We start from the raw sequence: 12,338 nt of genomic DNA on the forward strand, positions 1-12,338 counted from the left end.
TATATACATCTAACATTCATCTACTTTTAAATACGTTTTGAGTGGAATAGTTATTTAAGTGCCTCATTGGTTGCAAAAAATTTCCAACTGTTTAATATGAGGTTTACGAAAAGGAACTTTTGGGCTATCAGATAAAAATAATTATTAGTTCCTAGACACTTGATGTTTTCAGGAGCTAGTATGATAAAAACACCAATAAAAAGTTTAGCGGCTTGTTCTATTACCCTTACTTTTATTACCTTCGCCTTTGCCACTACCGAAAATTATCAAAAGCACTCCCATGATGATATTTATATAGATAAAACTTTTAGCCTTACAGAATCTCTAAACGCGTCTGAATCTACAGAAGAACCCCGCGAATGGAATGGTTTTACAAAAGAAGAGTTACTATCTAAAGACACAACAGAAGAGCCTAAAATCCGTGAAAATATTAGAGTTGGGTTTGTTTATGACGAAGCGACCGAGCTTTATTTTAAGTATAAAAACACTGACACTGTAACAGCTTTGAATAAAGCTGCACGCGCTGTTAATGCAAAATTAAAATCCTCAGGTTCAATTGCTCAATTTGAATGGGTCTTAATTAAAAGCACAGAAACTTTGGTTACTGATGATTGGCGAGAATTACACGCTATTGGAAATAGGATTGTTCTTGAGCAAAGTTGGTTTAAAAAAATGATGGTGATTAATGGACTAGATATCATCATGAATATTGTTGATCCTTCTGATTTAGGTGGTTATTTAGGCGGGGCTTGTATTTTTGGAGTACAGCCTAGGGACTACAAAATGAATATGGAGAAAAAGCAGCCAATAAGAATATGCCATACAACCGCCAATGCTATTTCAACTGCAGATCAATTAGATGCGTTAGCTCATGAGCTAGGGCATTTTTTGGGGGCTGAACATGATAGATATTCGTCATCTCGTTATCAACAAGGCAGCCTAAACGAAAGCGATATCCATTTTGGTTATGTTGACATTAATAATGCTTTTTACACTGATATGGCTAACTCAGCACAATGTGATAATGAAGGTATTGAATGCGTTAATTTGCCTTTATTTTCAAACCCTGAAATTTTGTATAACGGTATACCTATCGGCGTATCTGAATCGGAATTAAGCCCTGCAAATAACGTGAAGTATTTCGATCACAGTTCTAAAGATATTGTGTCATTAGATTATTGGGCAACGGATTTGAATATTTCTTCAACGATAGAAGAGGTGGTGGTTTCGTGGGAAGACGCTGATATCGCTGAAAGCTACCTAATTAGTAATTTAAGTGGGAGATATAAACTACGTCCCGATAAGGATGGTAATTCCCGAAATTTCAAAACAATTGTGACCGAACCAATAGTAACGGTGCCTAGGTACACTGGTGATATAACAACAATGGCTATTGGTATATATGGTATTTTTAAAAACCACGATGAAGTAAGGCTTCTTCCTATGGGAACTGCTTATGTTGGAGCAAGGAGAAAAGGAGCTGAATGGATAGGTGGTAGTCCAATAGAATATGATATTGATTCAGGACAAATAACTCCTGAAACAACACTAGTATCTCTTCCTGCTCTCAATCAAACACAAGAAATTAATTTCAAGTTAAGTTCTTATGATTCAGAAACCAGCAATGATACATTTGAAATTTCTACTCCTGTTGGTAGTTGTGAAGATTCTAGTCGAAATGATTGTGAGAGAGTCAACATTCATCAATTTTTTAATTTTGAATTTACGGGGAGTGGCGTTGATAGAGCTTTGATTATAACTTCAAAGTATTCTACCGAAGATTGGTTAGATTATTTTTACGAAGTGACAGAAATAAAACTCACTCCATACGATATTCCGAACTCTGATTTTGTAACGCACCAGTTTAGGACTTTGTTTATTCAAAAACGACTACCTATAGTAGTAAAGGCTTTTAATGGAATTAATGGTGCTGGAAATCCAATCAATGTAGGAGAATTTTCGTTTAATATCGACCTAGCTGATGTGGTCAAAGATTCGAATATTGAAACTATTTTTCCAAAAGAAAATTTAGTTCCAGGATTTAAAGCACAAATATCTCAGTCTGATAATCCTTCAATTGTTTTGGCGAAATCAAGTTTGGATAAGCCAGTATTAAAAATAAGTAGTTTTTTAAATAACTTAGATAATTACTCAGTTGATATTGAGGGTTCGATAATGATGACTGAAATAGGATCTGGAGCTTTTGAATTTGACATTAGTGATTTGGCATTAGGGCTCCATAAAATTGTCGTTGATATTTATCATAAAGAGCTCGCTCAGATAGATAGTAATCAAAAGATTGAAAGCGGTAGCAAGCAAGTTTTGTTTACTCAAACCATCTATTTTGAAGTTGTAGAAACATTGCCTGACTTATTGGACACAAATGATAATGATAATGATGGCTTAAGTGACTTGAAAGAAGGGCTTACTGATTCTGATGGTGATGGCATACCCGATTATAAGAGTGCCTCTGCAGAGCTTTTTACCTCTTTTGAACCAGTTTTTGGTTTTGACATTAATAACAATTTGACATTAATAAATACTCAACAGCTATCACTTTTCTCTTCTAAAGTTTCGAGAAATGTTAGAAATATAACAGATGCTAAGGCTGATTTTGACAAAACGTTTTTATTATCAATGAACAAGTTAGAAAAGTTTTATTCTAATGGTATAGCTGAAGATAGATTTTTTACTCCGTTTACCGAAGTGATCGGCTTATCCATTGAAAATTTAATTCAGCTTGACGAGTTTTACCTGTATATAAATAAGAAAGAGGGGTATCAATTCCCTGAAAACTCTTCTCTAAGAGCCTTTAGTCCAACAAAAGGATGGGTAGATCTTACTGATTATCAGGCATTTGAAGAATACGGTATAGAGCTTAGAGTAGTAAGTGTGATAGAACCAACACGAAAGTATGGTGGTATATCCGATGGTGGATTCGGAGAGGAGATTAAATCTCTTGAAATTAGAGTGAATTCCTTGGAAGGTAATTTTCCAAATAAATTTGAATTACCCTTAATGGTATTTACTCAAGAACGAGAAAATACCGTACCTGTTTTAAATTCAGATAAAGTATTTGAGTTTACCGAAGGTGATGCATTTGATTTAGTTTTCGATGCAACTGATGCTGAAGACGATCCTTTAATATATGAGTTGGTTCAATATGAAGGAGCCAGCGTGACTATTGTTAGCAATGAGAGCAATAGCTTTACTATTCAAGAGTTTTCCATAAGTAAAGACACCACTTTATCTTTTTACTTAAATATCTCAGATGGAATGGAAGCTACTCAAGAAGAAATTACTGTTACTATCAAGAAAAAGAAAGAAGAGACTAGTTCACCAGCTCCACAGCCTACTAAGGATTCTGGTTCAAGTGGAGGAGCAATACACTTCTTATTTATTCTTTTAGGTTTATTAGTGGTTATCCTAAGAACTCAAAGGTTAAAAAACTTTAAAAAGGTAATAGATAACAAAATTATTTACAGGTCCATTTAAAATAAAGCACCATATTTTTTAAGGGAGAGTGTTTAAAAATTTTTGTCATTTCAATACGGTGTGAATAAATAATTCTATTTATGTAAAAAAGTGTTTTCTAAAGAAACTGTTATGGTATGACTATTTTAAGTTCAAACTTGCTAACCTAAGTAAACTTGTCTTATGGATAAAAGAAAATTTATAAGATAGTGCCAAAAGTTTGGCACTATGAAGATGCAAGAGGTTGGTTAAGTAATTCCATGCTCTCTGGGGTGACTTTTAGCCAAGCGCCTTGTTCGTACCAATCACCTAACACAATGCGCTTAGCCTGTTTGCCATTAAGTTCAAATTGATGGACATTAGGACGGTGGGTGTGACCATGAATAAGCAACTGACACTTTGCTTTTTGTAATTCACTTTCTACTTCTGATTGAGTCACATCCATGATCTCAAGCTTGAGTTTAGATTTTTGCTCTGCAGATTGCATTCGGTAATTATTGGCAATGTTCTTACGTACTTTTAGCGGTAAGTTTTTGACAATAAGTTGCCACCACCACGAACGTGATTTCTTACGAAATTTTTGGTACTGAACATCATTTGTGCACAAAGTATCACCGTGCATAATTAACGTCTTTTGACCATAAAGATCAATCACCGTTGACTCTGGCAATAAAGTCATACCAGATTTTTCGGCGTATTTAGCCCCGAGAAGAAAGTCTCTATTGCCATGAATAAAAAATATTTCAGTTCCGGTGTCGGCTAAAGCTTTAAGCTCTTTCGCCATCGATAAGACAAACGGGTTGTCGTCGTCATCACCGACCCAATACTCAAAAAAATCACCAAGGATGTAAAGTTTCTCGGCTTTTGGTGCTTGTTCGCGCAAAAAACTCAGGAAACAATCAGTAATATCCTGACGCTCCTGAGTTAAATGCAAATCGGCAATAAAATAGGTGGTTTGCACTTATGCTACTTCTACCGACTCAATAATAATGTTTTCTAACGGTACGTCATCGTGATAACCATGACGGCCAGTATCAACTAGGGTCATTTTGTCAACCACGTCCATGCCTTCAACCACTTCACCAAACACACAGTAACCCCAACCTTGTAATGTTTCGCTTTTAAAATCAAGGAATGTGTTGTCAACTAAGTTGATAAAAAATTGTGCTGATGCTGAGTGTGGATCTTGGGTACGAGCCATCGCTAAAGTACCACGGGTATTACTTAAACCATTATTGGCTTCGTTTTGAATGCTCGCACGAGTTGTTTTTTCTGTCATACCCGATTCAAAACCACCGCCTTGGGCCATAAAACCCTTAATAACACGGTGAAAAATAGTGCCATTATAAAAGCCATCTTCGCAGTATTTTTTAAAGTTTTCTGCGGTTACCGGTGCATTATCAAAATCTAAAGCGATTTTAATGTCACCTAAGTTGGTTTTAAATGTGATCATAGGAATTACCTTTTTTATGAATAAATATCGCGACAAAGTGGTAGCGAAATATTGAATTGATTGTAACCTAATAGAGTTAACTGTAAAGCAAAAATCAGATTACCGTTCGGTCTGCAGTGAATACAAAAATATGCACCAACAAAGTTCGCAAATACCTGTATGGGGGCAAAGTCATAAAATTCAAATAAAAATGTGAATTTGTTTCAACCTCTTTACCTTTTTAGGGAATTGTCTGTTCTTTGGCTGGGATTTCGTGCATTTTATCGCCCCTAATTTGAAGGTTAGCAACAGAGTCAAAGGGGTAACGCTAAGCTAGTTTATCGCTTGAACATCGGGTACAATTGGCCAGATTTTTTTCTTAAATGACAATGAGAGCAACAATGTTACAAGTATACAATACATTAACCCGTAAAAAGGAAGAGTTTAAACCTATTGAGCCAGGCAAGGTGGGCATGTATGTTTGTGGTATTACCATTTATGATCATTGTCATATTGGACATGCACGTACCTACGTCGCGTTTGATGTGATAGCGCGTTATTTTCGTCATTTAGGTTACGATTTAACGCATGTGCGTAATATTACCGACGTTGATGATAAAATCATTAAACGCGCAGCAAAAAATAACGAGAGCTGTCAAAGCTTAACAGAGCGAATGACCGCTGACATGTACGCAGACCTTGATGCGTTAAATGTTGCCCGCCCTGACATCGACCCCAAAGTGACGACCCATATGCCAGAGATTATCGATTTGGTTGAACGCTTAATTGATAAAGGACACGCGTACGTTGCCAAGAATGGGGATGTGATGTTTGATGTTAAATCCTTTCCGGATTATGGCAAATTGAGCATGCAAAACTTAGATATGCTTCAAGCGGGTTCTCGCGTTGATATCGATGAAGCCAAAAATAATCCATTAGACTTTGTTTTATGGAAAATGGCCAAGCCGGGTGAGCCTAGCTGGCAATCACCTTGGGGCGAAGGTCGCCCAGGTTGGCACATTGAATGTTCGGCGATGAATTCCAAGCACCTTGGCAAACACTTTGACATTCATGGCGGTGGCAGCGATTTACAATTTCCACACCATGAAAATGAAATTGCACAATCATGCTGTGCCTTTGATACGCCATATGTAAATTACTGGCTTCACGGTGGTATGGTGCAAGTTGATAAAGTAAAAATGTCCAAATCTTTGGGTAACTTCTTTACTCTACGTGATGTATTAAGTCAGTACGATGCGGAAACCGTGCGCTACTTCTTAGTATCAAGCCATTATCGTAGTCAATTAAATTACTCTCAAGACAATTTAACTCAAGCTCGTGCATCGCTTGAACGTATTTACACGGCTTTACGTGGGGTAGAATTAGTGGACATAGAGCTGACAGGAAACGAATACGTAGAGCGCTTTGAACAAGCAATGAATGACGATTTTAATACACCTGAAGCCTTACCAGTAATTTTTGAACTGGCAAAAGAAGTTAATCGTTTAAAAACCAACGAGCCGAAACTTGCTGGAGAATTAGCGTATATCCTTAAGTCATTGGGGGCGATTATTGGCATTGCTCAAACCGACCCTGAGTCATACTTTCAAGCCGGTGATGACGAAGATACCCAGCTTATCGAGCAACTCATTGAGCAACGTAATACAGCCCGCGCCAACAAAGATTGGGCGATGGCCGATGATGCCAGAGACAAACTGAAAGCGCTTAACGTGATCCTAGAAGACAGCGCCGGTAAAACAACTTGGCGCCGTGGTTAATCTTTTATTCGCGCAAAAAAAAACTCTGCATAAGCAGAGTTTTTTTTTGCGCGAATAAACCTTATTTAGTCATTAAACTGTTCACATGCGATTAAGGTGTTCTCAATTAGGCTTGCAACTGTCATTGGACCAACGCCTCCTGGCACTGGGGTAATAAACGATGCTTTTGTGGCCGCGACATCAAATTCAACATCACCAACTAATTTGCCACTATCGAGGCGGTTAATACCGACATCAATCACAATTGCGCCTTCTTTTATCCATTCGCCTGGAATGAATTCTGCTTTACCAACCGCGACAATAACTAAATCAGCCTGACGTATTTTAGATTCTAGGTCTTTGGTGAATCTGTGGGTCGTCGTGGTGGTACAGCCTGCCAGTAACAATTCTAAGGTCATTGGGCGACCAACAATGTTAGAAGCGCCAACGATAACCGCTTCCAGACCATGAGTTTTCACCCCAGTAGACTCAATTAAGGTCATAATACCCTTAGGTGTACAGGGGCGAAGGCCTGGTTGACGTAACGCAAGTTTACCAACGTTATGAGGGTGGAAGCCATCAACATCTTTTTTAGGGTCAATACGTTCAATAATTAAATTGGCATCCAACCCTTGAGGTAATGGTAACTGAACTAAGATACCGTCGATTTCGTTATCATTATTGAGTTGGTCGATAAGAGTAACAAGTTCATGCTCTGTGGTGGTTGCTGGCAAATCATAAGATTTAGATACAAAACCTACTTCTTCACAGGCCTTGCGTTTGCTACCAACATACACTTGTGAAGCAGGGTCTTGACCAACAAGAACAACAGCCAGACCTGGTGCGCGCAGACCCAGTTCTACTCGCTGTTTGACTTTGTGTTTTACATTTTCTCTGATTTGACTGGCAATTAGTTTGCCATCGATTAATTGTGCTGACATAGGGTAAATACTAAAGGTTGTTATTTGTCGCTATTTTCTCATAAAAGTATTTCTTCTTATAGCACTAGGTATAAGAATTTGAAAAAATTTATGAGATCGAAGTGATAAATGTTTTCGTAATGTATATTGTTTGTATATAGATTAGGCGGTAAATGGCTTTATTGCTCTGAACTGCTGTAAAAATAAGCGAACAGTAATTTTTTATAAAAAAAGATTTGACGAGCTCCAGTCTCCTAGGTAATATGCGCATCCGTTGACAGGGAACACTCAGTCAGCAAGAAAACATGTCGGTGATTAGCGCAGCTTGGTAGCGCACTTGGTTTGGGTCCAAGGGGTCGCAAGTTCGAATCTTGCATCACCGACCACTTTTCTAAAATATTAGCTTCCAATTATTTGTAAGTTAATATAGCCTTTAAGGTAAGTTATTTGCGCCCTTAGCTCAGCTGGATAGAGCAACGCCCTTCTAAGGCGTGGGTCAAAGGTTCGAATCCTTTAGGGCGTGCCATTTACTTAATGGCAGAAAGAATACAGTGGTGGCTATAGCTCAGTTGGTAGAGCCCCGGATTGTGATTCCGGTTGTCGTGGGTTCAAGTCCCATTAGCCACCCCATCTTTGTCGGTGATTAGCGCAGCTTGGTAGCGCACTTGGTTTGGGTCCAAGGGGTCGCAAGTTCGAATCTTGCATCACCGACCACTTCTTTCCCTATTTTTACTCTCAACTTCCTCAACTTCCTCAAGTTACAAACTTTCATATTTACTTTCTTACTTTATTCTATTTATCTCTCGTTTATTTATTTTTGCTTATTGCTTATATAGCCGTTATTAGCCGTTATATTTTTTGTTTGTCCTGTTTTGTTGGCTTAAAACAGCGAAAAAACTGGTTTATGCTAATAAATTAAAACGTTTATTTTTTTAGCTGAGGTTGATTTCTTTTTAACCTTAAGGGCTATTATTACCAATGCAAAAACTTAATGGGATTGTATAAAGCCTGATCTGATCAAACTTATCATCTTTTAGCCAATTGAGGCGGGATAAGTATTTACACACGGTATTTGCATGGCTATAATTCTGCGTCACATTTTAAACAAGCTCTTCTGTAGGGCTAATCAGCATCTTTTTAGCGAAAGGTCATTTTGAAACTTTTCGAATCTTGAGATCACGCTGATCTCAATAATAAGCAAGTCGATTACGATGCGTTTATTTTATTAAGATGCATATATAGGCGTATTACGTCAGAATTTGAGGTACTTAAATGCAAGTTTCAGTTGAGACTACACAAGGCTTAGAACGTAAATTATCTATTTCTGTTCCAGCCGAAACAGTAGATTTAGAAGTTAAAAACCGTTTGCGTCAGTTAGCTAGAACGCAACGAATCAATGGTTTCCGCCCTGGTAAAGTACCAGTTTCTGTTATTCAAAAGCGTTACGGCCAATCTGTTCGTCAAGAAGTTGCTGGTGAAATCATGCAGCGCAACTTTGTTGATGCTATCGTTGCTGAAAAGCTTAACCCTGCTGGTCGTCCTCACTTTGTTGCTAAGAGCAATGAAGAAGGTAAAGAATTAGAATTTGAAGCAACGTTTGAAATCTACCCAGAAATCGAACTAGCTGGTTTAGACACGGTAAACGTAGAAAAGCCTGTTGTTGAAGTAACAGATGCCGATCTTGACGAAATGTTTGTTACCCTTCAAAACCAACACAAAACTTGGAAAGAAAACAAGCGTAAGACCAAAAAAGGTGATCGTTTAACATTAGACTTCAATGGTCGTGTTGACGGTGAAGAATTTGAAGGCGGTAAAGCTGAAAACTTCGTACTTGAATTAGGTTCTGGCCGCATGATCCCTGGTTTTGAAAAAGAAATCACGGGCATGAAAGTTAACGAAGAAAAAACAATTTCTGTAACTTTCCCTGAAGATTACCACGCTGAAAACCTTAAAGGTAAAGACGCTGAGTTTGATATCAAAGTTCACAAAACTGAAGGTCCAGTACTACCTGAAATCGATGACGAGTTTGCTAAACTATTCGGTGTTGAAGACGGTGGCGTAGAAGCGTTACGTGTTGAAGTTAAAAAGAACATGGAACGTGAATTAACTCAAGCTGTTAAAGCAAAAGTTAAAGAGCAAGTACTAGACGGTATCGTAGCGGCTAACGAAGTTGATGTACCAAAAGCATTAGTAGCACAAGAAATTGATGCATTACGTCAACAAGCGATGCAACGTTTTGGCGGTCAAATGGACCCTAAAAACATGCCTCAATTACCGGCTGAGATGTTCGAAGAGCAAGCTCAACGTCGCGTAAAAGTTGGTTTGTTATTAGGCGAAGTGATCAAAGTTAACGAATTAAAAGTTGACGAAGCTAAAGTTAAAGCCTTGATTGAATCAGCAGCTTCAGCTTACGAAGATCCTCAAGAAGTTATTGAATACTACAACAATAACAAAGAGTTGATGCAACAAATGCAACACGTTGCACTTGAAGAGCAAGCCATTGATCTTGTTCTTGAAAAAGCAAACGTAGAAGAGAAAGCGTCTAACTTCAAAGATATCATGAACCCACAAGGTTAATTCCTGTCGGATATTTCTTGATATGCATTGACTTTGTCGCGTGCAATCGCTTAAATGGCTTATATGAACTCATATAAGCCATTTTTATTTTTTAAGGATATATTCTTTGTTTAACTCCAATAATAATTCTCACCCCATCGAAAGCGCACTAGTTCCTATGGTTGTGGAGCAAACGTCGAAAGGGGAGCGCTCTTATGATATTTATTCTCGCCTGTTAAAAGAACGTGTCATATTTTTATGTGGCCAAGTTGAAGAACATATGGCGAATCTAATTGTGGCTCAGCTGTTGTTTTTGGAATCTGAGAACCCAGAAAAAGACATCTTTTTATACATTAACTCACCTGGTGGTAGTGTCACTGCCGGTATGGCCATTTACGACACCATGCAATTTATCAAGCCGAATGTTAGTACGGTATGTATGGGACAGGCTGCGAGCATGGGCGCGTTTTTGTTATCTGCAGGGGAAAAAGGCAAACGTTACTGTTTACCTAATGCCCGAGTGATGATTCATCAACCTTTAGGTGGCTTTCAAGGACAAGCGTCTGATTTTGAGATCCACGCCAAAGAAATCTTATCGATTAAAGAGCGCTTAAATCGTTTAATGGCCGATCATACCGGCCAGGATTACGAAAAAGTCGCTAAAGATACCGACCGAGATAACTTTTTAAGCGCTGAAAATGCTGTTGAGTATGGCTTAGTTGATGCCATCTTAAAGCACAGAAAAGATTAATCCAGCAGGTAAGCAAACCCGTACTACAATAATCAGTGATGTTTTGAGCTGGTTGTGAATTGGGTATAATGTGAAATACTTAATAAACAAAGCGTCTGTTTTGTTTCAAGCCCTTAGGGGAAAGCAAGTTTATATTGAGGTGTATACCGTATGACCGATGAGATAAAAGGTAGCGGTGATAACGAAAAGTTATTGTATTGTTCATTTTGTGGTAAAAGTCAGCACGAAGTTAGAAAGTTAATTGCGGGACCTTCGGTTTTCGTATGTGATGAATGTGTTGAGCTATGTAACGACATCATCCGTGAAGAAATCAAAGATATTTCGCCAAAGGCTGAGGTTGATGAATTACCAACACCAGCAAAAATCCGCGCGCATCTAGATGATTATGTCATTGGTCAATCTCATGCGAAAAAAGTGTTGTCGGTTGCTGTATACAACCATTACAAACGCTTGAAAAACGGTGATAACCACAATGGTGTAGAGTTAGGTAAGTCAAACATCTTGCTGATTGGCCCTACGGGTTCTGGTAAAACGTTATTAGCAGAAACGTTGGCAAGAATGCTTGATGTTCCATATACCATGGCGGATGCGACCACATTGACCGAAGCGGGTTATGTTGGTGAAGACGTTGAAAACATCATTCAAAAGCTTTTGCAAAAATGCGACTACGATGTGGAAAAAGCACAACGTGGTATTGTCTATATTGACGAAATTGACAAAATTTCACGTAAATCGGAAAACCCGTCAATTACGCGTGATGTATCGGGTGAAGGGGTACAGCAAGCGCTGCTTAAACTTGTTGAAGGTACGATTGCTGCGGTACCACCGCAAGGCGGTCGTAAGCACCCACAACAAGAATTTTTGCAAGTTGATACGTCAAAGATCCTCTTTATCTGTGGTGGGGCGTTTGCCGGCCTAGATAAAGTTATCGAACAACGTATGGCAACTGGTACCGGGATTGGTTTTGGCGCCGAAGTGAAAGCTGGCGATAACAAAAAATCATTAACCGAGCGTTTTCAAGAAGTAGAGCCTGAAGATTTGGTAAAATACGGCTTAATCCCAGAATTTATCGGTCGTTTACCCGTTGTGGCAACCCTTACTGAACTGGATGAAGATGCGCTTATTCAAATCTTACAAGAACCTAAAAATGCCTTAACCAAACAATTCTCAGCCTTGTTTGATATGGAAGGTGTGGAGCTTGAGTTTAGAGAAGACGCATTAAAAGCCATTGCCAATAAAGCCATGGTAAGAAAAACAGGGGCTAGGGGCTTGCGCTCTATCGTTGAGGGCGTATTACTTGATACCATGTATGAGTTACCGTCATTATCTAATGCGACTAAAGTTGTTGTAGATGAGGCCGTTATTAAAGGTGAGTCAAAGCCTTTAATTATGTTTGAGTCTAACGAACAACAAGCAAACGCTGAATAAATAAAAAAGGCCTGTAAAGG

Annotated in this window: 8 protein-coding genes and 4 tRNA genes; 9 read left to right on the plus strand and 3 right to left on the minus strand. The window is 38.5% G+C overall.

Annotated features, from left to right (window positions below; genetic code table 11):
* The first annotated feature begins 180 nt into the window (after positions 1 to 180).
* Positions 181 to 3,495 (plus strand): M12 family metallo-peptidase, encoded by a 3,315-nt coding sequence (locus ACAY00_RS03695; protein ID WP_371377404.1) that lies wholly within the window; start codon positions 181 to 183, stop codon positions 3,493 to 3,495.
* Between the two features lie 205 nt (positions 3,496 to 3,700).
* Here ACAY00_RS03695 and ACAY00_RS03700 read toward each other — a convergent pair whose 3' ends face one another.
* A complete protein-coding gene (locus ACAY00_RS03700) occupies positions 3,701 to 4,435 on the minus strand; it encodes a UDP-2,3-diacylglucosamine diphosphatase (protein WP_371377407.1) in 735 nt (244 codons plus the stop codon).
* Positions 4,436 to 4,927 carry a peptidylprolyl isomerase gene (locus ACAY00_RS03705; RefSeq protein ID WP_371377410.1) on the minus strand — a complete coding sequence of 164 codons (492 nt, stop codon included), beginning with the start codon at positions 4,925 to 4,927 and terminating at the stop codon, positions 4,436 to 4,438.
* A 380-nt stretch (positions 4,928 to 5,307) separates the two neighbouring features.
* On the opposite strand from ACAY00_RS03705, the gene cysS reads away from it, so the two are divergent.
* Positions 5,308 to 6,684: a cysteine--tRNA ligase gene (gene cysS / locus ACAY00_RS03710; RefSeq protein WP_371377413.1), complete on the plus strand. Its 1,377-nt coding sequence runs from the start codon at positions 5,308 to 5,310 to the stop codon at positions 6,682 to 6,684.
* A 65-nt stretch (positions 6,685 to 6,749) separates the two neighbouring features.
* Here the strand turns inward: cysS and folD are convergent, their stop codons facing one another.
* A complete protein-coding gene (gene folD, locus ACAY00_RS03715) occupies positions 6,750 to 7,604 on the minus strand; it encodes a bifunctional methylenetetrahydrofolate dehydrogenase/methenyltetrahydrofolate cyclohydrolase FolD (RefSeq protein WP_371377416.1) in 855 nt (284 codons plus the stop codon).
* 288 nt (positions 7,605 to 7,892) lie between these two features.
* On the opposite strand from folD, the gene ACAY00_RS03720 reads away from it, so the two are divergent.
* The 7 genes from ACAY00_RS03720 (at position 7,893) to clpX (ending at position 12,318) form a co-directional block, all read left to right on the plus strand.
* A tRNA-Pro gene (locus ACAY00_RS03720) sits at positions 7,893 to 7,969 on the plus strand.
* A 63-nt stretch (positions 7,970 to 8,032) separates the two neighbouring features.
* Positions 8,033 to 8,109: transfer RNA gene (locus ACAY00_RS03725), tRNA-Arg, on the plus strand.
* A 28-nt stretch (positions 8,110 to 8,137) separates the two neighbouring features.
* A tRNA-His gene (locus ACAY00_RS03730) sits at positions 8,138 to 8,213 on the plus strand.
* Positions 8,214 to 8,220: 7 nt separating this feature from the next.
* Positions 8,221 to 8,297 (plus strand) — tRNA-Pro (locus tag ACAY00_RS03735).
* A gap of 558 nt (positions 8,298 to 8,855) precedes the next feature.
* A complete protein-coding gene (gene tig / locus ACAY00_RS03740) occupies positions 8,856 to 10,160 on the plus strand; it encodes a trigger factor (protein ID WP_371377419.1) in 1,305 nt (434 codons plus the stop codon).
* Positions 10,161 to 10,317: 157 nt separating this feature from the next.
* Positions 10,318 to 10,890 (plus strand): ATP-dependent Clp endopeptidase proteolytic subunit ClpP, encoded by a 573-nt coding sequence (clpP, locus tag ACAY00_RS03745; protein WP_371379537.1) that lies wholly within the window; start codon positions 10,318 to 10,320, stop codon positions 10,888 to 10,890.
* A 150-nt stretch (positions 10,891 to 11,040) separates the two neighbouring features.
* Complete coding sequence (gene clpX / locus ACAY00_RS03750) at positions 11,041 to 12,318, plus strand: ATP-dependent protease ATP-binding subunit ClpX (protein ID WP_371377422.1); 1,278 nt, start codon at positions 11,041 to 11,043, stop codon at positions 12,316 to 12,318.
* Positions 12,319 to 12,338 lie beyond the last annotated feature (20 nt).

The organism is Thalassotalea sp. 273M-4, from assembly GCF_041410465.1.
GTDB classification, from domain to species: Bacteria; Pseudomonadota; Gammaproteobacteria; order Enterobacterales; family Alteromonadaceae; genus Thalassotalea_A; species Thalassotalea_A aquiviva.

Excerpts from the sequence above, each read along its gene's own strand:
- ACAY00_RS03695 (WP_371377404.1), top strand. The coding sequence starts at position 181 with ATGATAAAAACACCAATAAAAAGTTTAGCGGCTTGTTCTATTACCCTT.
- ACAY00_RS03705 (WP_371377410.1), bottom strand. The coding sequence starts at position 4,927 with ATGATCACATTTAAAACCAACTTAGGTGACATTAAAATCGCTTTAGAT.
- cysS (WP_371377413.1), top strand. The coding sequence starts at position 5,308 with ATGTTACAAGTATACAATACATTAACCCGTAAAAAGGAAGAGTTTAAA.
- folD (WP_371377416.1), bottom strand. The coding sequence starts at position 7,604 with ATGTCAGCACAATTAATCGATGGCAAACTAATTGCCAGTCAAATCAGA.
- tig (WP_371377419.1), top strand. The coding sequence starts at position 8,856 with ATGCAAGTTTCAGTTGAGACTACACAAGGCTTAGAACGTAAATTATCT.
- clpP (WP_371379537.1), top strand. The coding sequence starts at position 10,318 with ATGGTTGTGGAGCAAACGTCGAAAGGGGAGCGCTCTTATGATATTTAT.
- clpX (WP_371377422.1), top strand. The coding sequence starts at position 11,041 with ATGACCGATGAGATAAAAGGTAGCGGTGATAACGAAAAGTTATTGTAT.